At 63.0% G+C, this 19,573-nt stretch carries 19 protein-coding genes; 12 read left to right on the top strand and 7 right to left on the bottom strand.

The window, feature by feature from the left end:
• Positions 1-160 precede the first annotated feature (160 nt).
• Complete coding sequence (leuC, locus tag QZ638_RS14710) at positions 161-1,576, top strand: 3-isopropylmalate dehydratase large subunit (protein WP_295811923.1); 1,416 nt, start codon at positions 161-163, stop codon at positions 1,574-1,576.
• A gap of 202 nt (positions 1,577-1,778) precedes the next feature.
• On the opposite strand, the gene QZ638_RS14715 is transcribed toward leuC, so the two are convergent.
• Genes QZ638_RS14715 through QZ638_RS14725 form a run of 3 tightly spaced genes read right to left on the bottom strand, consistent with a single transcriptional unit; the run spans position 1,779 to position 4,328 of the window.
• Complete coding sequence (locus QZ638_RS14715; RefSeq protein ID WP_295811929.1) at positions 1,779-2,609, bottom strand: hypothetical protein; 831 nt, start codon at positions 2,607-2,609, stop codon at positions 1,779-1,781.
• Positions 2,606-3,922, bottom strand: coding sequence for a hypothetical protein (locus QZ638_RS14720; RefSeq protein WP_295811931.1), 1,317 nt, complete (start codon positions 3,920-3,922; stop codon positions 2,606-2,608). Before QZ638_RS14720 ends, QZ638_RS14715 begins: the two co-directional genes overlap by 4 nt.
• A 40-nt stretch (positions 3,923-3,962) precedes the next feature.
• Entirely contained in the window at positions 3,963-4,328 is a 366-nt protein-coding gene (locus tag QZ638_RS14725) for a hypothetical protein (RefSeq protein ID WP_295811933.1), read from the bottom strand.
• A gap of 133 nt (positions 4,329-4,461) precedes the next feature.
• On the opposite strand from QZ638_RS14725, the gene QZ638_RS14730 reads away from it, so the two are divergent.
• The 6 genes from QZ638_RS14730 to QZ638_RS14755 all read left to right on the top strand — a co-directional run bounded on the left by QZ638_RS14730 (position 4,462) and on the right by QZ638_RS14755 (position 9,002).
• Positions 4,462-4,953: a GNAT family N-acetyltransferase gene (locus tag QZ638_RS14730; protein WP_295811935.1), complete on the top strand. Its 492-nt coding sequence runs from the start codon at positions 4,462-4,464 to the stop codon at positions 4,951-4,953.
• Between the two features lie 187 nt (positions 4,954-5,140).
• Complete coding sequence (locus QZ638_RS14735) at positions 5,141-5,326, top strand: hypothetical protein (RefSeq protein ID WP_295811938.1); 186 nt, start codon at positions 5,141-5,143, stop codon at positions 5,324-5,326.
• A 228-nt stretch (positions 5,327-5,554) separates the two neighbouring features.
• Entirely contained in the window at positions 5,555-5,962 is a 408-nt protein-coding gene (gene sdhC / locus QZ638_RS14740; RefSeq protein ID WP_295811941.1) for a succinate dehydrogenase, cytochrome b556 subunit, read from the top strand.
• A 2-nt stretch (positions 5,963-5,964) separates the two neighbouring features.
• A complete protein-coding gene (gene sdhD, locus QZ638_RS14745) occupies positions 5,965-6,348 on the top strand; it encodes a succinate dehydrogenase, hydrophobic membrane anchor protein (protein ID WP_295811944.1) in 384 nt (127 codons plus the stop codon).
• 8 nt (positions 6,349-6,356) lie between these two features.
• The gene (sdhA, locus tag QZ638_RS14750; protein ID WP_295811946.1) at positions 6,357-8,207 is read left to right on the top strand and encodes a succinate dehydrogenase flavoprotein subunit; all 1,851 of its coding nucleotides are present in this window, start codon (positions 6,357-6,359) and stop codon (positions 8,205-8,207) included.
• Between the two features lie 12 nt (positions 8,208-8,219).
• Positions 8,220-9,002 carry a succinate dehydrogenase iron-sulfur subunit gene (locus QZ638_RS14755; protein WP_295811948.1) on the top strand — a complete coding sequence of 261 codons (783 nt, stop codon included), beginning with the start codon at positions 8,220-8,222 and terminating at the stop codon, positions 9,000-9,002.
• 87 nt (positions 9,003-9,089) lie between these two features.
• Here the strand turns inward: QZ638_RS14755 and QZ638_RS14760 are convergent, their stop codons facing one another.
• A complete protein-coding gene (locus QZ638_RS14760; protein WP_295811968.1) occupies positions 9,090-10,403 on the bottom strand; it encodes an MFS transporter in 1,314 nt (437 codons plus the stop codon).
• 172 nt (positions 10,404-10,575) lie between these two features.
• Here QZ638_RS14760 and msrA point away from each other — a divergent pair, with 172 nt between their 5' ends.
• Positions 10,576-11,217 (top strand): peptide-methionine (S)-S-oxide reductase MsrA, encoded by a 642-nt coding sequence (gene msrA / locus QZ638_RS14765; protein WP_295811952.1) that lies wholly within the window; start codon positions 10,576-10,578, stop codon positions 11,215-11,217.
• 26 nt (positions 11,218-11,243) lie between these two features.
• On the opposite strand, the gene QZ638_RS14770 is transcribed toward msrA, so the two are convergent.
• The 3 genes from QZ638_RS14770 to QZ638_RS14780 form a co-directional block, all read right to left on the bottom strand.
• Positions 11,244-12,359: a Glu/Leu/Phe/Val dehydrogenase dimerization domain-containing protein gene (locus QZ638_RS14770; protein ID WP_295811955.1), complete on the bottom strand. Its 1,116-nt coding sequence runs from the start codon at positions 12,357-12,359 to the stop codon at positions 11,244-11,246.
• A gap of 128 nt (positions 12,360-12,487) precedes the next feature.
• Positions 12,488-12,925, bottom strand: a complete 438-nt coding sequence (locus tag QZ638_RS14775) for an OsmC family protein (protein ID WP_295811971.1) — start codon at positions 12,923-12,925, stop codon at positions 12,488-12,490.
• 46 nt (positions 12,926-12,971) lie between these two features.
• Positions 12,972-14,216, bottom strand: coding sequence for a ubiquinone biosynthesis hydroxylase (locus QZ638_RS14780; protein ID WP_295811957.1), 1,245 nt, complete (start codon positions 14,214-14,216; stop codon positions 12,972-12,974).
• Between the two features lie 110 nt (positions 14,217-14,326).
• Between QZ638_RS14780 and tesB the strand changes: the two genes are divergently transcribed.
• The 4 genes from tesB to QZ638_RS14800 form a co-directional block, all read left to right on the top strand.
• Positions 14,327-15,193: an acyl-CoA thioesterase II gene (gene tesB, locus QZ638_RS14785; RefSeq protein ID WP_295811959.1), complete on the top strand. Its 867-nt coding sequence runs from the start codon at positions 14,327-14,329 to the stop codon at positions 15,191-15,193.
• Between the two features lie 218 nt (positions 15,194-15,411).
• Positions 15,412-15,750, top strand: a complete 339-nt coding sequence (locus tag QZ638_RS14790; RefSeq protein ID WP_295811962.1) for a P-II family nitrogen regulator — start codon at positions 15,412-15,414, stop codon at positions 15,748-15,750.
• A gap of 28 nt (positions 15,751-15,778) precedes the next feature.
• Entirely contained in the window at positions 15,779-17,131 is a 1,353-nt protein-coding gene (locus QZ638_RS14795; protein WP_295811964.1) for an ammonium transporter, read from the top strand.
• Between the two features lie 212 nt (positions 17,132-17,343).
• Positions 17,344-19,573, top strand: a 2,230-nt coding sequence (locus QZ638_RS14800) for a DNA translocase FtsK (protein ID WP_295811966.1), incomplete at its 3' end; no start/stop codon positions are given.

Below are 19,573 nucleotides of genomic sequence, written 5' to 3' on the forward strand. Positions count from 1 at the left end.
GGAGCCGCTTTTTCGCGCGGGTTTCCGGCTCGCTTCTGAGCCGACTGCCTTAGGCGGACACGCCAACCGGCTCGGCATTCCCTCGCGTGGGCGAAGGCAATGCAACGAGACAAAGATTAGCCGGCCAGCCTTCCATTTCGCTCCGCTAGGGATGAACAAAATGACCAAAGCACGCACGCTCTACGACAAGATTTTCGACGATCACCTGGTCGACAGCCAGGATGATGGCACCTGCCTGCTCTATATCGATCGCCACCTGGTGCACGAAGTGACGAGCCCACAGGCTTTCGAGGGCCTGCGCATGGCCAGCCGCAATGTGCGCCATCCGGAAAAGACCCTCGCCGTGGTCGATCACAACGTGCCCACCTCGCCCGACCGCAAGTTCGGCATCAAGAACGAGGAAAGCCGTATCCAGGTGGATGCGCTGGCGAAAAACGCGGCCGATTTCGGCATCGAATATTACGATGCCAATGACGAGCGTCAGGGCATCGTCCACATCGTCGGTCCGGAACAGGGCTTCACCCTGCCGGGCATGACCATTGTCTGCGGCGACAGCCACACCTCCACCCATGGTGCTTTCGGCGCGCTGGCCCACGGCATCGGCACGTCCGAGGTCGAGCATGTTCTGGCCACGCAGACGCTCATCCAGCGTCGCGCCAAGAACATGCTCATACAGGTGGACGGCGCTTTGCCCGAGGGTGTCACCGCCAAGGACATCATCCTCGCCATCATCGGTGAAATCGGCACCGCCGGCGGTACCGGTCACGTCATGGAGTATGCGGGTGAAGCGATCCGTGCGCTGTCCATGGAAGGCCGCATGACCGTCTGCAACATGTCGATCGAGGGTGGCGCCCGGGCCGGCCTCATTGCGCCGGACGAGACCACCTATGCCTATATCAAGGACCGCCCACGGGCGCCCAGGGGCAAGGCATGGGACATGGCGCGCGCCTATTGGGAGTCGCTGCGCACCGACGAGGGCGCGGAGTATGACCGCATTGTCCGGCTCGATGCTGCCAACCTGCCGCCCATCGTCACCTGGGGTTCCTCGCCAGAGGATGTCATCTCCGTCACCGGCGTGGTGCCGAATCCGGACGACATTGCCGAGGAAAACAAGCGTCTCTCCAAGAAGCGCGCACTCGAATATATGGGCCTCACCCCCGGCACGAAGATCACAGACATTGCCGTCGACCGGGTTTTCATCGGTTCCTGCACCAATGGCCGCATCGAGGATCTGCGCGAGGCGGCAAAGATCGCCGAGGGCCAGAAGGTCAAGGACGGTCTTGATGCGATGATCGTGCCCGGCTCCGGTCTCGTGAAGGCCCAGGCCGAGGCCGAAGGATTGGACAAGATCTTCAAGGCCGCCGGCTTCGACTGGCGCGAGCCGGGCTGCTCCATGTGCCTGGCCATGAACGACGACCGCCTGAAGCCCGGCGAGCGCTGCGCTTCCACCTCGAACCGCAACTTCGAGGGACGCCAGGGCTTCAAGGGCCGCACGCATCTCGTGTCGCCGGCCATGGCAGCCGCCGCCGCCATTGCCGGTCATTTCGTCGATATCCGCGAGTGGCCCAAGAGCTGATCGGTTATTCGGCGCGTCGCCGCGGGACAGGCGTCCTGCGGCGGTCATCGTGCCATGCCATACCGTAACGTCCCGGGTGAGAGCCAATCCGGATTGTCGCGCTTAAGTGAATCGGGGTTGGGCGGCAGTGCGTGCTCGCGATGAAGGTCGTAAATGCGGCTGCAGCGGGCCAGGTTGTATGCGCGTTGCGTATACGCGCGGCCTAATAACGCGCCAGTTTCAACGGTCCCGTGGTAAGCCGATAGTCCTTCATTTGCTTCGGTGTCAGATAGTAGAGCGCGCGGGGCGGGGTATCGAGCGCGTGCAGCCAAAGCGCTGGATCGATACCCATTTCGTCGAGGTGGCGTGAAATCCGTGCGGTGATGATCTGCGCATCGGCCATGGCCTGAGCGGGGTTGTTCATCTGTTCCGCCGCGTAGAACTGGTGCACGCCGATGGCCGCCTTGTCTCCCGCCTGCCGCTCGACGCCGCCGGCCAGAATCAGCGGGCATGAGGAGGCGCAGATCGCGCCATCCGCCACGCTGGTCGCTAGCCCGCGTTCGCGCACGAGGCGAGAGATCGCCATGGCGTCCTCCAGCGAGCCGCCGGGCGAATTGAGTGCCACGCTGGTTACATATTCGCCGCGCGCATCGAGCTCGGCCTGAAAGCGCCCCGCGGCCCCCTGGTCGATCGCTCCGTCGGCGGCCAGAACCCCACCCGCCTTCAACGTAAAGCGGATCGGATCGCGCAGCGCCTCGCGCCTGGAGCGCACGAACTGGCGCGGATCGGCTGACTGTTCGCGCGCGTCGCCGGTTTCCACTGCCGGTGGCAACACCGTCACGCTGCGCTCCATCGGGCTTGTGCTTTCTGTCGGCCAGAGTCCGCCATTTCGGTCGACCAGTTCCCGCAGATCCATACCGAGTACGGTCGCCGAGCCGATCAGGACACCCACAAACGCCCAACGCATTAGCGCGCCATCGTCGAAGCGGCTGAAATAGCGCACCAGCGGGTTGCGCTTCGGTTTTTCGTCGAGGGTGGCCGGATGGTCGCTCATGGTTCGTGCCGTTTGCGGTCTGAGAGTGTTGAGAGCGGAGTGATGTTCTGCGCTGTCTCGGGTTCGGTTTGCGGTGCATTCCCAGTTTCAAGTGTCGCCGTGGTCTCGGTCGCGGCGGCCTTGCGCGCCATGATCGTGTCATGCAGTTCGAGCGAGCGCATCATGTCGGCGGCGGTGATCCGGTCGGCCGCTGTCAACTCGCTCTCGCCTCGGCGGATCGAGGCGAAAACGACCGCGAGCACGCCGACCAGTACGGCCGGCAACAGGTCGATGGAGATTGCGCCGGCCCAGCTCGGTAGGAAGCTGCCTGCGTAGCGCAGCACGGCTTCGGCGGACGAAAGCGGCACATAGCGCCGTTCCGCCACTTTCGGTTGAGCGAGAATTTCGGCCGCCGCATCCGAGAGTGCCGTTGACTGGGCGGCCACCGATTCGCGCACCGTTGCCATCACCGCATCCTGGCGGCCGGCGAGATCGGCCGAGAGGCCATCGGCAACCGGCGCGATGAAGCCGGCGGAGAGGTCGGCTGCCGCACGCGCCACGGAGGGTGCGATGGAAGTCTGTTCAAGCGCCGCAATAACGCCGGCCAGCGCCACCGCTTCTTCGGCAAACCGGTCGGAGCGCGGCTGGATGGGGCCTGGGGCCGAGACCAGCGTGCGCATGGCGGCGAGCCGGTCTTGCCCCTGTTTGAACTGATCGCTCACGGTTTCGCGCGAATTCTGGATCGTGTTTTCCAGTTCGCGCATCTGCGCCGACATCTGCGTCAAAAGCTGCACCACGCTGCCGGAGCCGGAGGTGCCTGTCAGCGCACCGGAATTGCGCTCGTCCTCCGCCAGCCGCGAAAAGCGCTCGGAAGCACGTTGAATGTCGGGCAGAAGCGACAATGCGCCGAGCGCATTGGAATGCGCCTGGTCGAGGTCGCTTGTATAGTCTTCGAGCGTCTCGGCAAGATGCTGCTCGACCGCGGCGGAGCCCGCCAGCGCCGCTGCGTTGAGCCACGAGGACATGGCCACGATCATGAGGCAGCCCACGCCCATCACACCGAACAGGGCCAGTCGGGAACCGGCGTCGCGCATTTCCGGCAGGAAACGGATGAGATAGGTCCAGAACCCGTATATGCCGACGGAAACGGCCGCCGAATAAATGACGGCGGCGAGAAAGACGAGCGTTGCCGTGCCGTCCAGCAGGCTGCGCACCCCGAGATAGGTGTAAACTCCGCTTGCCAGCGCCAGCGTCGCCAGCACGAAGCGGGTCATGGTCTGCATCTGGTCGATGTGGCCGCGCAGCGCGCGGGCGGTTTCGGCCTCTCGGCTCATGGAGCCTCCCGTGCTCGCAAGTTCGAACGAAAACTGCTCCTCAGTCGCAAGGTGAGACGAGCACGGGCAGTTCACCGTCCGAGAGGCCGTACATATAGCCACGGCCCTTGATCAGAACACCCTCGCTGCAGGGTGCGGCCCTGCGCAGATAGAGCTTGCCGCGCCGCCGTTCCATATAGGCTGTCTCGCGCGGCGCTTCGATGCCGAGCGCGCGGTAGTCGTCGGCCAGGCTCCCCTTGCCGACCATGATGCGTTTGAAGCCCGCCCGGCTGTGAATCACCAGATTGCCATAGGCATCCGCATAGACGCGGCCATGACCGGCATCATGAAAACCGCCGGCGATCGCCGGGAAAGTCGTGGCTGCGGCCGCCAGAGCCGCGGCCACGAACAAAGATCGTAAAGGCATGCGCCATCGCTCCTTCAGTCCTCGTGGCCCCCTCGAGCTCTATAATTAAGCTTTTCTTAACCTTTGTCACGTGGAGCATGCTGCGCCAACATGCCGATTGACAGATGTGGTTAATTTCGGGGAAGGGTGCTCCATGGGCGAGAATCATCAGATCGACATCAATCCGCTGCGTCTCAAGGATGCGCATGTTCTGGCGCCGCTGCTGGCGGCCTACACCCAGTCGCTGAAGCGTGGCGCGCCGCGCCGCCCGGACGAGTATTACGCCGAGACCCTGCTTCAGGATCGTGCCGTCGAGATCGTCGGTGCCAGTCTCGATGGCGCCCTTGTGGGCTTCGCACTCTTTTACGATCTGCCGGACCCGGTTTCCGGCATGCGCCATGGCCTTGTCGATCATCTCTTCGTGCATCACGATCACCGCCGCAAGGGCATCGGCAAGGCGCTGGTCGACGTGATCGCCGATCAGGCGGAGGAGCGCGGCTGGGCCCGCCTGGCGCTCAATGCGCCGCGCCAGCCGGAAGAGGGCCGCAAGCTCTACGAGATCATGGCCGCGCCCGCCGATTGGACCACACACGTCATTCGTTTCGATCAGGGAAGCGACCGCTCCCCGGATTCGGATACGCAATAGAGGCAGTATGAAACCCACAGGATCGTTTGTTTCGCGGCCGCGTCGACGCGGACTTGCCGGCGTTTGCGCCCTGGGATGCGCGGCGTTGCTGACAGGGTGCGTCGCGACGTCGCCACAAGGTGGGAGCAAGTCTTCGAAGCTTGCTTTCTCCGGGCCGGTCGAACTGAGTTGCGACGATGCAATGAAAATGACGATAACGCCCAAGGGGAGCGGTATCTCCGTGATAAGCCCACGCGGTCTCGAGCTTGATCTGCCGGCATCGCCGCCCGGCCAGAGCGTTCGCTTCGGCGAGTCGCTCTATGCCGTGGTTATCGAGGGCAGCGAAGCGCTCTGGATGGTCAGCGGCAAGGTGCCGATCACATGCCGCCGCTGAGCGCAAATGCGCGCGACCGGAAAAAATTTGCCTTCAATCGTTTGAAGCCTTGCAATGCCGGTCGCCGCGTGTTCCGCCTGCGATGTAATCGCATGGAAGATCGTTTTTGCGGCTTTGACGCACTGCAAAAACCGCATTAGAAAGCCACAGCCGCAGGGCGCGAGTTCGGGATCCGATGTCGCTCTCGCAACAGCCACCCCGCCGCGCCGGTATCGAATTGGGGAAGCCATGAGCAAATCCACAACTGTCCAAGCCAGGCCGCTTTCACCGCACCTGCAAGTCTACCGCCTGATTCCGACCATGCTGATGTCGATCGTCCACCGCATCACCGGCGGCGCGCTCTATTTCGGCATGGTGCTTTTCGTCGCCTGGCTTGCCGCTGCCGCCGGCTCGAAGGAGACCTTCGATATGGTCAATGGCATTTACGGATCCTGGTTCGGTCTTCTGGTCCTGTTCGGCTTTACCTGGGCCATGATCCATCACCTGATCGGCGGGCTGCGCCATCTGGTGTGGGACACGGGTCGCGGCCTCGAGAAGGAGACGGCGACGAAAATGGCCAAGGCCAACATCGCGGCATCCATCGTGCTGACCGTTCTGGTGTGGATTGTTGGCTACGTTGTTCGCGGAGGGTTTTGATCATGAGCGACATGCGCACCCCGCTTAACCGCGTTCGCGGCCTCGGATCGGCCAAGGAGGGCACCGACCATTTCTGGCGTCAGCGTCTCACGGCCATCGCCAATGTTCCGCTGGTCATCTTCTTCATCGGCTTCGTCATCGCCAACAATGGCGCATCCTATGAAGAAATCCGCGCGACCATTGCCAACCCGATTGTCACGGCGCTCCTGGCGTTTGCTCTCCTTTCGGTGCTCTACCACATGAAGCTCGGCATGCAGGTCATCGTCGAGGATTACATTCACGGCGAGGGAACGAAATTCGTGCTCTTGATCGGCAACATCTTCTTCACTCTCGTTCTGGGCGTCGTCTCCCTCTTCGCCCTCGTCAAGATCGCCCTCGGAGGCTGAACCCGGTTATGGCAAAGGCAACTGATAAGAAGGCGGCAGACGCCTATACCTATGTCGACCACAAGTTCGACGTTGTCGTCGTCGGCGCCGGCGGCGCTGGCCTGCGCGCCACGCTCGGCATGGCCGAGCAGGGGCTGAAGACGGCCTGCATCACCAAAGTGTTCCCGACCCGCTCGCACACGGTTGCGGCACAGGGGGGCATCGCCGCCTCGCTGAGGAATATGGGCCCCGACCACTGGCAATGGCATCTCTACGACACGGTCAAGGGTTCCGACTGGCTCGGCGATGTCGACGCCATGGAATATCTCGCCCGCGAGGCGCCCGCCGCCGTCTACGAGCTCGAGCATTACGGCGTGCCCTTCTCGCGCACCGAGGAAGGCAAGATCTATCAGCGCCCCTTCGGCGGCCACATGCAGAATTTCGGCGACGGTCCGCCCGTGCAGCGCACCTGTGCGGCGGCAGACCGTACCGGTCACGCCATTCTGCACACGCTTTACGGCCAGTCCGTGAAGAACCACGCCCAGTTCTTCATCGAGTATTTCGCGCTCGATCTCATCATGTCCGACGATGGTGTGTGCACCGGCGTCGTGGCGTGGAACCTTGAGGACGGCACGATCCATCGTTTCTCCGCCAAGATGGTGGTGCTGGCGACGGGCGGTTATGGCCGCGCCTATTTCTCCTGCACCTCCGCCCACACCTGCACGGGCGACGGCAATGGCATGATCGCCCGCGCCGGCCTGCCGTTGCAGGATATGGAGTTCGTGCAGTTCCACCCGACCGGCATTTACGGCGCGGGCTGTCTCATCACCGAGGGCGTGCGCGGCGAAGGCGGCTATCTGGTCAATTCCGAGGGCGAGCGCTTCATGGAGCGTTATGCGCCATCGGCCAAGGATCTTGCCTCCCGCGACGTGGTTTCGCGCTGCATGACCATGGAGATCCGCGAGGGCCGGGGCGTCGGCAAGAACAAGGATCACATCTTCCTGCATCTCGATCATCTGGACCCGGCGGTCATTCACGAGCGCTTGCCCGGCATCGCCGAATCGGCCCGCATCTTCGCCGGCGTCGATGTGACCCGCGAGCCGATCCCGGTTCTGCCGACCGTTCACTACAATATGGGCGGCATCCCGACCAATTACTGGGGTGAGGTGCTGAACCCGACGAAGGACGATCCCGATGCGGTCGCGCCTGGCCTGATGGCCGTCGGCGAGGCGGCCTGCGCCTCCGTGCACGGGGCCAATCGTCTCGGTTCCAATTCGCTGATCGATCTTGTGGTCTTCGGTCGCGCCGCCGCTATCCGCGCCGGCGAGGTCGTCGATCGCGATGCGCCGGTTCCCGCACTTAACGAGGCGGCTTGCGACAAGATCATGGAGCGCTTCGATCGCCTGCGTCATGCCGACGGCTCCACGCCGACGGCCGATCTGCGCGAGAAGATGCAGCGCGCCATGCAGGAAGACGCCGCCGTCTTCCGCACGCAGGAATCTCTGGAACAAGGCTGCGAGCGCATCACCGAGGTCTGGAAGGAACTGCCGGACGTCAAGGTCTCCGACCGCTCGATGATCTGGAACTCCGATCTCATGGAGACGCTGGAGCTGGAGAATCTGATGGCCAATGCCATCACCACCGTCTTCGGGGCGGAGGCGCGCAAGGAGAGCCGTGGCGCGCACGCCCGGGAGGACTACAAGGACGGCCCCATGGGCGGCCGCAACGACGAGGACTGGCGCAAGCACACGCTGTCCTGGGTCGACGAAAGCGGCAAGGTGACGCTGGACTATCGTCCGGTCCACATCGACCCGATGCTCAAGCTGGAAGACGGCGGCATCGATCCCAAGAAAATCGCGCCCAAGGCGCGGGTTTACTGAGCCGAGGAAGTCATGGTTGAAATCACCCTTCCCAAGAACTCCCGTGTCCAGGAGGGCAAGGTCTGGCCGAAGCCCGAGGGCGCGTCCAACCTGCGCGAGTACAAGATTTATCGCTGGTCGCCGGACGACGAGACCAATCCTCGCGTCGACACCTATTATGTCGACATGGACGATTGCGGGCCGATGGTTCTCGACGGGCTGATCTACATCAAGAACAAGATCGATCCGACGCTCACTTTCCGCCGTTCCTGCCGCGAGGGCATCTGCGGCTCCTGCGCCATGAACATCGACGGCACCAACACGCTGGCCTGCACCAAGGGCATGGATGAAGTCGCGCAGGATGCGGTCAAGATCTATCCGCTGCCGCACATGCCGGTGGTCAAGGACCTGGTGCCGGATCTCGCCGTTCCCTATGCCCAGCTCTCCTCCATCGAGCCATGGCTGCAGACGGTTACGCCGGAGCCTGCGACCGAGTGGAAGCAGAGCCATGAGGACCGCACCAAGCTCGACGGGCTCTATGAGTGCATTCTGTGCTTCTGCTGCCAGACCTCTTGCCCGAGCTATTGGTGGAATGGCGAGCGCTATCTCGGCCCTGCCGTGTTGCTTCAGGCCTATCGCTGGCTGATCGATTCGCGCGACGAGAAGACGGGCGAGCGCCTCGACAATCTGGAAGACCCCTTCCGGCTCTATCGTTGCCACACGATCATGAACTGCACGCAGGCCTGCCCCAAGGGCCTGAACCCGGCCAAAGCCATCGCCAACATCAAGAAGATGATGGTTGAGCGCCGCGTCTAGACCGGGGCTCGCATCGAAGGGTTTCGACACGCGTTCGGGCCGGCTTTCGCCGGCCCTTCTTCGTTGTGGATCGGTAATTGCGTCCGCTCAAGCGGTTTTCGGCCAATGGGGATGAAGATCGTCGATCACATAGACATGCCGATGCTGCCCGTTCGTCTTATGGGCGCGCAAGTGCGGATGATCGGGTTCCAGATCCGGATGCTCATGGAGAATCTGCGACACCTCCCGAGCTGGCCAGAGCCTGATGGCAAGCAGCAAGGCGATGGCGCTTATCGCTGACATTATGAGAAATGTGGTGCCAAGGCCAACGCTTGCGCCAAGGCGTCCGGCCAGCGGATAGCAGATGAGCCAGCCGGCATGCGAGAGGGCGAACTGCGCGGCGAAGATTGCGGGTCGGTCTGAGGATTGTGCCGAGCGGCGCAACAAGCGTCCGGACGGTGTCTGGGCTGCGCTGTAGCCCATGCCGAGAACCAGCCAGAGCGCCAGCAGGGCGCCATAGCTGTCGACCGTGGCACCGATCGCCGTGCCGACAATGAGAGCGCCGGCGCCGGCGATCATTACGGGGCGGTCGGCAATCCTGTCCAGCATTCGCGGCAGCGCGAGCGCGGCCAGCATGGATCCGCTGCCGAAGGCGGCAAATGCCCAGGCGACATCGACTTCGCCCAGCTCGAAGCCGGTCTTAACGATGACCACCGTGTTGACGATGACCATGGCACCTGCCGCCGAAACGGCGAGGTTGATCGCCAGGAGCCCACGCAGCCTTGGCGTGGCGAGATAGATCCGAATCCCACGCGTCGCGCGTTTCAGAAAGTCGCCGCGCACACCGGCGCTTGTGGCGGGCAATGTGACGCTGAGGATCAGTGCGGCGGAAATCAGAAAGCCTGCAACCGTTCCGGCGAACAGAAAGTGGAAGCTGATAACGGTTAGCAGCGCCGCCGCGAGCATTGGCGAGATCAGATTCTCGAGATCGTATGCAAGCCGCGAGAGCGAAAGCGCACGGGTATACGCCTGCTCGTCGGGCAGGATGTCCGGAATCACTGCCTGAAACGTGGGCGTAAAACTCGCCGAGGCGATCTGAAGCAGGAAAATCAGGCAGTAAATCTGCCAGACTTCGGTGATGAACGGCAAGGAGAGCGCCACGGCGGCGCGGACCACGTCGAGTGATACGAGAAATGCGCGCCGGGGCAGATTGTCGGCCAAAGCCTGCGCCACGGGCGCGACGCCCACATAGGCGATCATCTTGATGGCGAGCGCCGTGCCCAGCACCGCGCCTGCATCCGCACCCGCGATATCGTATGCCAGCAAGCCCAGCGCGACGGTCATCAACCCCGTTCCCAGAAGGGCGATCACCTGCGCCGTGAACAGGCGACCGTAGGTTCGATTCTTGAGGATGCCCAGCATCGTTGTCTCACCCGTGCGGTTGTTTTGCAGCAAGTCTGCCTCTCGACAGACTGCAAGTCCATGGGTGGTAGGATCGCCTGTCCGAACTGCACCTCACGCAAGCGTGTAGCGGCTTGATTTGAATTCGGCGCCCGGCGCGGTAGCTCTGTGCGGGAACACAGGAGAGACATTCATGTTGCGACGTTTCCTTTTGGCCGCTGCCTTTTCCCTAAACGCCATGGTGGCGGTGTCGCAGCCGGCATCGGCCGAACGGCAGACCGCCATTTTCGCCGGCGGCTGCTTCTGGTGTGTCGAGGCGGATTTCGACAAGGTGCCCGGCGTGCTCGATACGGTATCCGGCTATGCCGGCGGCAAGACCGAAAACCCGACTTATCGCAACTATGCTTCAGGTGGGCATCGCGAGGTGGTGAAGATCGACTACGACGATGCGAAGGTGAGCTACGACCGATTGCTGGAGATCTTTTTCCGCTCCGTCGATCCGACGGATGCCGGGGGGCAGTTCTGCGACCGTGGCGAAAGTTATTCGACGGCCGTTTACACGCTGGATGAAGACCAGAAGGCCGCGGCGGAGAAGGCCAAGCAGGAAGCGAATGCCGCCCTCGGCGGCAGTGTTGTAACCCCCGTTCTCGGCTCGGCGAAATTCTGGCCGGCTGAGGATTATCACCAGAACTATTATCGGAGCGAAGAGCGCATTCTTTCCCGCTTCGGATTGGTCAAGAAAAAAGACGCATACGAGGGCTATCGAAAAGGCTGCGGCCGCGACGCCCGCATTCGTGAAGTCTGGGGCGAGGCGGCCTTCACCGGGATCAAGTAGCGCACCGGCGTCGATGCGGCGCCGGTTTAGCGCGCAGCATCGATCCGCTCGAAGGCGATTTCCGCCGCGACATCGTTCGTCGGACGGCCCTGCGCTTCTGCACGCTCGAAGATATCGGCCAGCGTTTCGGGAATTTTCGCCACCTTCGCCATTGTGGCGTCGCGGTCGTACCCGCCGGGCGCGAGTTCGGCCGCGACGTTCAAAAGTCCGCCGGCATTGATCACGTAATCCGGCGCATAGAGCACGCCACGTTCCATCAGTAGCCGGGCATCCGCATGACGCACGAGTGGGTTGTTGGCCGCACCCGCGACGATCTTCGCCCCCAGCGTAGGGATTGTTTCGGCCGAAAGCCCGCCGCCCAGCGCGCACGGAGCGAACACATCCGCTTCGACTTGCAGGATCGCGTCGAGCGCGACCGGATTGGCGCCGAACGCCTCTTTCGCCTGCTCCATGCGGGTTGTGTCGATGTCCGTCACCGAGAGCCGCGCGCCCTCTGCGTAAAGCTTCTCGCACAAGGTCCAGCCCACCGAACCCAGTCCCTGCACCGCCACATGAACCTTGTCGAGTGTGTCGATGCCGCGATGCTTCAACGCTGCCTTGATGCCCAGGAACACGCCATGTGCCGTCACCGGCGAGGGGTTGCCGCTGCCGCCCACGGTCGTACCGGTCACATTGGGTGTGCGTTCGCGCAGGAAATCCGCGTCGGCGAGTGTGAAGCCCACATCCTCGCCGGTGAAATACTGGCCTTCGAGCGCCAGAAGCATTTCGGCATAGGCCTCCAGCAGCGCCGGCGTCTTGTCGGTTTTGGAATCGGCGATGATCAGGGCTTTGCCGCCACCGAAATCCATGCCTGCCACGGCCGATTTGAAGGTCATGCCGCGCGATAACCGCAAAACGTCGGTGAGCGCGGCCTCGAAGGTCTCATGCGGCCAAACGCGTGTGCCGCCGAGCCCTGGCCCGAGTGCGGTGTTGTGGATCGCCACGATGGCATTCAGGCCGCGTTCCTCGTCGCGGCCGTGCCAGACGCGCTCGTGATTGTCGAACGCGTCCAGCTTCGCGGCATCCGCCGTGATGTCGGTGATTGAAAGTGTGGATTTCTGCGCCGCCGTGTTGAGCGTTCGCGGCGTATGAGCCTGCAGCATGTCATTCCTCCCGAACGACTTGTTTCGTAAGGGAATTTTATCTGCATTGCCCGTTTTTTGGTTGCGAAGTCTGTCCATCGAACGACCTTCCGTTGCGTCGGCCGACGGATTTCATCGCGAAAGTGTCGTCAGCCGTATTTGGCGTCCAGCGTGATCTCGATGGCGCCGAGCGCCTTGGAGACGGGGCAGGACGCCTTCGCTTTCTCGGCGATCTCGACGAATTTCGCTTCGTCGAGACCCGGTACGCTGCCCACCAGCGTCAGCGCGCTTCTGGTGATCTCGAAGCCGCCGCCTTCCGCCGGCTGCACGGTGACGTCGGCGCGCACGTCGAGCTTGTCGGCTGGCGTGTCGCCCTCGGCCAGCATATGCGAGAGCTGCATGGCGAAACAGCCCGCATGGGCGCCCGCGATGAGCTCTTCGGGGTTGGTGCCGGTCTTGCCGCTTTCGTCCTCGAAGCGTGCCTTGAAGCCGAGCGGGAGTCCCGAAAGCGCGCCGCTCTGCGTGTCGAGATTGCCTGCGCCCTCGACCAGGGATCCTTTCCAGGTGACGTTCGCATGCCGTTTCATAGCCATGGTTTTCTCCTCGTGGAAATAGTGCGTCGGAACGGAAAGGCTAGATTGCCTCTCCGCGCAGCAGCCTCGGCGTGCCTGCGGCCAGTCCCGAAGCCTGCTGAATGAAGTAACGCTTCATGGACGGCATTCGTTCAACGAGGCCGAGACCGAAATCGCGCAGCGCTCTGACCGGGGCGAGATCGTTGGAGAACAACCGATTGAGCACATCCGTCGTTGCGCCCATCTGCACCGTGTCGAACCGGCGCCAGCGTTCATAGCGCTGCAGCACGTCCAGCGCGCCGATATCCTCACCGAGGCGCTCCGCTTCAACGATCACCTCGGCCAGCGCCGCCGCGTCCTTGAAGCCCAGGTTCAACCCCTGGCCGGCGATCGGGTGGATGCCGTGAGCCGCATCGCCCGCCAGCGCGAAACGCGGCTTGACGAAGTCGCGCGCCAGCGTCAGCCCCAGTGGCCAGGCCCGGCGCGGGCCCTCGACGCGAATCTCGCCGAGCTTCAGGCCGAAGCGCAGTTCCAGCTCCTGCTCGAAGATCAGATCGTCTTCGTTGACCAGCCGCTCGGCATCCGCCGTGCGTTCCGTCCAGACGATGGACGATCGGTTGCCGGTCAGCGGCAATGTGGCAAACGGGCCGGCTGGCAGGAAGTGCTCCTCGGCGCGGCCGTTATGCGGGCGTTCATGCGCCACGGTGCATACGATGCCCGATTGCCCGTAATCCCAGTGCAGCGTCTTGATGCCGGCCATGTCGCGAAGTCTGGAGCGCACGCCGTCGGCGGCGATCAGAAGCCGGGACCGACAGGCCGAGCCGTCAGCCAGACTCACCTCCACATGGCCGCCCATATTGGCGAAACCGTCCACCGCAACGCCCTCGATGATCTCGATGCCGCATTCGGCGGCGCGGGCACGCAGCGCGCCGTTCATGTGCCGGTTCATCACCATATGCGCGAAGGGCTCTCCCGCCTCCGCTTCGCCGCCGAAGGTGAGAAACACCGGCCTCACGGGATCGGCGGTGCGCGAATCGGTTACCTCCATCGCATTGATGGGTTGCGCTTCCGGTTCGATTTCGGCCCAGCAGTCCAGACGCTTCAGCATCCGGCAGGCGGCTGCGGCGATCGCCGAGGCGCGCCCGTCGCGCTGCCACACGCCTTCTGGCGCGGCGTCCACCAGCGCCACCTTCAGGTTCGGTTGCGCGCGGCAGATGGAAACGGCGGTCGCCAGACCCACATAGCCGGCGCCGGCAATCAGGATGTCCAGCTCACGCGGGGATTTCTGTTTCGTGCTCTTGGCCATGCGTCACCTCGCTCGCCATCATTGTTCCTGCAAGTCTTCGCCTTGACTTAGGTTCCGCGTTCGTCTTGGAAACGTCAGCAAACCATTTAGCCGCCGGAAGGGACCGTTTTATGTCGTCGGCCATGCAAGACCTGCTTGCCATACTCGATCTTGAGACGCTCGAACACAATCTGTTTCGTGGTCGCAGCCCTCAGTCGGCCTGGCAGCGCGTTTTCGGTGGGCAGGGGATCGGCCAGCCCCTTGTCGCCGCGCAGCGCACCGTCGATGCCGCTCGCCATGTCCATTCGCTTCACTGCTATTTCATGCGGCCGGGCGATCCGGAAGTGCCGATCGTCTACGAGGTCGATCGCATCCGCGATGGCGGCAGCTTCACCACGCGCCGTGTGGTCGCCATCCAGCACGGCCACGCGATCTTTTCGCTCTCTGCCTCGTTCCAGAAGGAAGAGCCCGGTCTCGACCACCAGCTTCCCATGCCGGAGGACGTCACACCGCCGGAAAACCTGCGTACGCAGCGCGAGTTCCTGGCCGAGTTCGGCGAACGCGTGCCGGAAAACATCCGCCGCTACTGGGCGCGCGAGCGGCCCATCGAGGTTCGCCCCGTCATCATTGAGCACTACACCAGTCGCGACAAGCTTCCGCCGCGCCAGGATGTGTGGATCCGCACCACGGGGCCGGTGCCGGACGACCGAGCGCTGCAGGCGGCGGTGCTTGCCTATCTCTCCGACATGACGCTGCTCGACACCTCCACCTTCGCCCATGGGCGAAACGGTTTCGACCCCGACATTCAGATGGCGAGCCTCGATCACGCCATGTGGTTCCACCGTCCACATAGGCTCGACGACTGGCTGCTCTATACGCAGGACAGCCCGTCCGCCCAGGGTGCACGCGGTTTCTCGCGCGGCAGCCTTTATGCGCGCGACGGCACGCTCGTCGCCTCTGTCGCCCAGGAGGGGCTTGTGCGATTGCGTACAAAATAGGCAATTATATAATTCTGCCTAAAATTCATTCATTCATGTCCCGCCGGCGTCGAGCTTTCTCAGCGCCGGTTTTCTTTTTCTGTATTCTTATCAATGCTTTGTTTTCCGTGTCGTCAAACTGGCACGGCATTTGATTCTCCTTTGCTGTCGCGGTCCGCATGGCGGTTCGCGCGATGCAGGCAACCCGCGGGACCCCGCAACAGCAAAGGTGAACTGCCATGAAAATTGTGATGGCAATCGTCAAGCCCTTCAAGCTCGAGGCCGTGCGCGAAGCGCTTACCGGCCTCGGTATCCAGGGCCTCACCGTGACCGAGGTGAAGGGCTACGGACGGCAGAAAGGACACACGGAGATCTATCGCGGCGCTGAATACGCCGTGACGTTCCTGCCCAAGGTCAAGATCGAGGTGGCGGTCGACACCGACATGGTCGACCAGGTGGTCGAGGCCATCGCCGAGGCCGCCCGCACCGGCCAGATCGGCGACGGCAAGATCTTTGTCCATGCGCTCGACAGGGCGGTGCGCATCCGCACCGGCGAAACCGGCGTCGAAGCGCTTTAGGCGGCAGAACATTCCGATGGAGAATAAGATGATTTATCGAACACTGAAGAGCGCTGCAGGTCCGCTGGCGCTGGGCGGGCTCGCATTGGCGGCCATGTCACATCCGGTTCTGGCGCAGGAGGCCGCCGAGGCCGCGCCCGAATTCGCCTCGGCTTCCGAGACGGCCTTTATTTTCAACACACTGCTCTTTCTCATGGGCGGTTTCCTGGTCATGTGGATGGCGGCCGGTTTCGCCATGCTCGAGGCGGGCATGGTGCGCACCAAGAACGTCTCCATGCAGCTTTTGAAGAACGTCGCGCTCTATTCCATCGCCGGTATCATGTACTGGGTGGTGGGTTACAGCCTGATGTATGTCGACGTGACGGGCTATATCGGCTCCTTCGCGCCCTACAGTTGGCCTGCCGCCGGTACGGCGAACGAAGGCGACTATTCCGTCGCCTCCGACTGGTTCTTCCAGATGGTGTTCGTGGCCACGGCAGCGTCCATCGTATCGGGCACGCTGGCCGAGCGGATCAAGCTTTGGCCGTTCCTGATTTTCGTCGTCCTGCTTACCGGCTTTATCTATCCCGTCGCCGGGTCTTGGAAATGGGGCGCGGGCTGGCTCGACGCCATGGGCTTTCAGGATTTCGCGGGCTCCACCCTGGTTCACTCCGTGGGCGGTTGGGCGGCCCTCGCCGGTGCGATTCTGCTCGGCGCGCGCAACGGCAAATACACGTCGGATGGCAAGGTCTCGCCGATTCCCGGCTCCAACATGGCGCTGGCCACGCTTGGCACCTTCATCCTCTGGCTCGGCTGGTTCGGCTTCAACGGCGCCTCCCAGCTCGCTCTCGGCTCCATGGGCCCCAACGCCGACGCCTCCGACATTAGCCGCATCTTTGCCAACACCAATCTGGCGGCAGCGGGCGGTGTCGTTGCCGCGCTCGTCCTCACGCAATTGATGTACAAGAAGGTCGACATCACCTTCGTCCTCAATGGCGCGCTGGCCGGCCTCGTCTCGATCACCGCCGAGCCGCTTACGCCTGGCCCCTTCATGGCAATCGTTATCGGTGCCATTGGCGGCGTCATAGTGGTGCTTACCGTGCCGCTGCTCGACAAGCTCAAGATCGACGATGTGGTCGGTGCCATTCCCGTCCACCTCATCGCCGGCATCTGGGGCACGCTCGCCGTGCCGCTTACCAATGGCGATGCAAGCTTCGGTGTGCAGATCGTGGGCATCGTCGCTTACGGCGTGTTCGCCTTCGTGGCCTCGTTTATCGTCTGGACGGTTCTCAAGGCCGTGATGGGGCTGCGTGTCAGTGCAGAAGACGAAATGAATGGGCTCGATGTGGCAGAGGTCGGCGTGGAAGCCTATCCGGAGTTCATGCCCATGCACGGCCGCTGATTGGCGCAAAACCTTGCCTGACAATCGGCCTTCGGGCCGGTTGCCTTCCTGAAAGGGTCCGGTTCGCCGGGCCCTTTTTGCTGGTGGTGGAGAAATCGCTCCACATTTCTGCATGGTTAATGCCGTCTTAACCATCGCCTCGCTAGGGTCGAAGCCGAGTCATCACGGCGCGTTTCGCGTCGAAAGCAAAGCGCGAGCGGAGAATTGTGCGCATGAGTTCCGGGTCTTCGGCATTCCTGGCAATGGGAGAAAACAGCTACGGTCTGCAGGCGTTTCTGCGACGTCAGGCGGCGCGGGCCGGTGGTTTGGCGCTTCTGGCGTTTGTCGCCTTCGCGGTGGCGAGCTTGGCGACCTGGAACGTCGCCGATCCCAGTTTCAGTCATGCGACGGCCAATCCTGTCACCAATGCGATGGGGTATCCCGGAGCGGTTTTCTCCGATCTCGCCATGCAGTTCTACGGCCTTGCAGCGCTTGTCGGTCTCGTGCCGGCGGTGTGCTGGGGAGCACTGCTCCTGCTCGGACGCGAGATCGATCGCGGCCTGAAGCGTGCGGGTGCCTGGTTCCTGGGCGCGGTTCTGGCCGCCGGCATTGTCGGCGCTTTCGCGCCGTCAGCCACCTGGCCGCTACCCACTGGGCTGGGCGGTGTGTTGGGCGATATGATCCTGTCGGTTCCGGCCAAGTTCACCGGTGCCTATCCGCGCGGCCTCTTCGGTTTCGTCATTGCCGCCATACTCGCGCTGCCGGCCGGTTGGCTGCTCGCGTTTGGAGCCGGCCTCCTGTCGCGGCCCGATGTCGACGCCTATGACGATGAGATGGATGACGAAACGCCGTTCGATGCAGTCGATGAAGACGAGGAAGGCGGCGGATCTGTCATCCTCGGTTATATGGCCCATTGGTGGCTCTCTTTCTGCGCATTCTTCCGCCGAAACCTCACGCGCGGGGGCGCCGGCGAAACCCGCCGATCCCGCATGGTCGGGATGGACGAGGACGAGGCGGGCGCATCCTTCGACGATTTTGATATGGATGCGCGCGTTGAACCCGATTTCGATGCCGCGCCGGCGGCGCCCCGTGTGCGCGTTGAGCCTGAACTCGATGCACCCATGTCGCGATCGGTTGCGCCGCAACCTCAGGCCGCGGCTTCCCCGGTCCAACAGCGTGTCGAGAATCCGGTGCCCCGCCCGGTGGAAGGCGCGCGCGTGCGCCGCGAAGCGCAGACGTCCTTCCTCGATAGCGGCATTTTCGAATTGCCCGAGCTTCATCTTCTGGCCGAACCGAAGACGTCGACCAAGGATCCGTCCTTGTCCAGAGACGCGCTGGAGCAGAATGCCCGCCTTCTCGAAGGCGTTCTGGAAGATTTCGGCGTCAAGGGCGAGATCATCCATGTGCGTCCCGGCCCGGTGGTCACGCTCTATGAGCTGGAGCCGGCCCCCGGCATCAAGTCGTCACGCGTCATCGGCCTTGCAGACGATATTGCCCGGTCCATGAGCGCAATAGCGGCCCGCGTGGCCGTGGTGCCCGGCCGCAACGCCATCGGCATCGAACTGCCGAATTCCACGCGCGAGACGGTTTATCTGCGCGAGCTGCTGGCAAGCCGCGACTTTGAGACGAACAAGGCCAAATTGGCGCTTACGCTCGGCAAGACCATCAATGGCGAATCGGTCATCGCCGATCTTGCCAAGATGCCTCACCTTCTGGTGGCCGGCACCACCGGTTCCGGTAAGTCCGTTGCCATCAACACGATGATCCTTTCGCTGCTCTACCGCATGACGCCCGAGCAATGCCGTTTGATCATGATCGATCCGAAAATGCTGGAACTGTCGATCTATGACGGCATCCCGCATCTTCTCACCCCGGTCGTCACCGATCCGAAGAAGGCGGTGGTCGCGCTCAAATGGACCGTGCGGGAGATGGAAGACCGCTATCGCAAAATGTCCAAGGTGGGTGTGCGCAACATCGAGGGCTTCAACCAGCGCGTCGTCGCGGCCAAGACGAAGGGTGAGACGATCAAGCGCACGGTGCAGACCGGGTTCGACCGGGAAACCGGCGAGGCGATCTACGAGAGCGAGGATCTGGATCTCGAGCCGATGCCCTTCATCGTTGTGATTATCGACGAGATGGCCGACCTTATGATGGTCGCCGGCAAGGACATCGAGGGCGCGGTGCAGCGTTTGGCGCAGATGGCGCGTGCCGCCGGCATCCATGTTATCATGGCCACGCAGCGTCCGTCGGTCGATGTCATCACCGGCACGATCAAGGCCAATTTCCCGACCCGCATCTCCTTCCAGGTGACGTCGAAGATCGACAGCCGTACCATTCTGGGCGAGCAGGGCGCCGAACAGCTTCTGGGTATGGGCGACATGCTCTACATGGCTGGTGGTGGGCGCATACAGCGTGTCCACGGGCCGTTCGTGTCCGATGGCGAGGGGGAGAGCATCGTCAACC

The organism is uncultured Nitratireductor sp., from assembly GCF_913053745.1.
In the GTDB taxonomy this organism is placed as follows: Bacteria; Pseudomonadota; Alphaproteobacteria; order Rhizobiales; family Rhizobiaceae; genus Nitratireductor.

Excerpts from the sequence above, each read along its gene's own strand:
- sdhC (WP_295811941.1), top strand. The coding sequence starts at position 5,555 with ATGAGCAAATCCACAACTGTCCAAGCCAGGCCGCTTTCACCGCACCTG.
- sdhA (WP_295811946.1), top strand. The coding sequence starts at position 6,357 with ATGGCAAAGGCAACTGATAAGAAGGCGGCAGACGCCTATACCTATGTC.
- QZ638_RS14720 (WP_295811931.1), bottom strand. The coding sequence starts at position 3,922 with ATGAGCCGAGAGGCCGAAACCGCCCGCGCGCTGCGCGGCCACATCGAC.
- leuC (WP_295811923.1), top strand. The coding sequence starts at position 161 with ATGACCAAAGCACGCACGCTCTACGACAAGATTTTCGACGATCACCTG.
- QZ638_RS14770 (WP_295811955.1), bottom strand. The coding sequence starts at position 12,359 with ATGCTGCAGGCTCATACGCCGCGAACGCTCAACACGGCGGCGCAGAAA.
- QZ638_RS14725 (WP_295811933.1), bottom strand. The coding sequence starts at position 4,328 with ATGCCTTTACGATCTTTGTTCGTGGCCGCGGCTCTGGCGGCCGCAGCC.
- msrA (WP_295811952.1), top strand. The coding sequence starts at position 10,576 with ATGTTGCGACGTTTCCTTTTGGCCGCTGCCTTTTCCCTAAACGCCATG.
- sdhD (WP_295811944.1), top strand. The coding sequence starts at position 5,965 with ATGAGCGACATGCGCACCCCGCTTAACCGCGTTCGCGGCCTCGGATCG.
- QZ638_RS14730 (WP_295811935.1), top strand. The coding sequence starts at position 4,462 with ATGGGCGAGAATCATCAGATCGACATCAATCCGCTGCGTCTCAAGGAT.
- QZ638_RS14795 (WP_295811964.1), top strand. The coding sequence starts at position 15,779 with ATGATTTATCGAACACTGAAGAGCGCTGCAGGTCCGCTGGCGCTGGGC.
- QZ638_RS14715 (WP_295811929.1), bottom strand. The coding sequence starts at position 2,609 with ATGAGCGACCATCCGGCCACCCTCGACGAAAAACCGAAGCGCAACCCG.
- QZ638_RS14755 (WP_295811948.1), top strand. The coding sequence starts at position 8,220 with ATGGTTGAAATCACCCTTCCCAAGAACTCCCGTGTCCAGGAGGGCAAG.
- QZ638_RS14780 (WP_295811957.1), bottom strand. The coding sequence starts at position 14,216 with ATGGCCAAGAGCACGAAACAGAAATCCCCGCGTGAGCTGGACATCCTG.
- QZ638_RS14760 (WP_295811968.1), bottom strand. The coding sequence starts at position 10,403 with ATGCTGGGCATCCTCAAGAATCGAACCTACGGTCGCCTGTTCACGGCG.
- tesB (WP_295811959.1), top strand. The coding sequence starts at position 14,327 with ATGTCGTCGGCCATGCAAGACCTGCTTGCCATACTCGATCTTGAGACG.
- QZ638_RS14790 (WP_295811962.1), top strand. The coding sequence starts at position 15,412 with ATGAAAATTGTGATGGCAATCGTCAAGCCCTTCAAGCTCGAGGCCGTG.
- QZ638_RS14735 (WP_295811938.1), top strand. The coding sequence starts at position 5,141 with ATGACGATAACGCCCAAGGGGAGCGGTATCTCCGTGATAAGCCCACGC.
- QZ638_RS14775 (WP_295811971.1), bottom strand. The coding sequence starts at position 12,925 with ATGAAACGGCATGCGAACGTCACCTGGAAAGGATCCCTGGTCGAGGGC.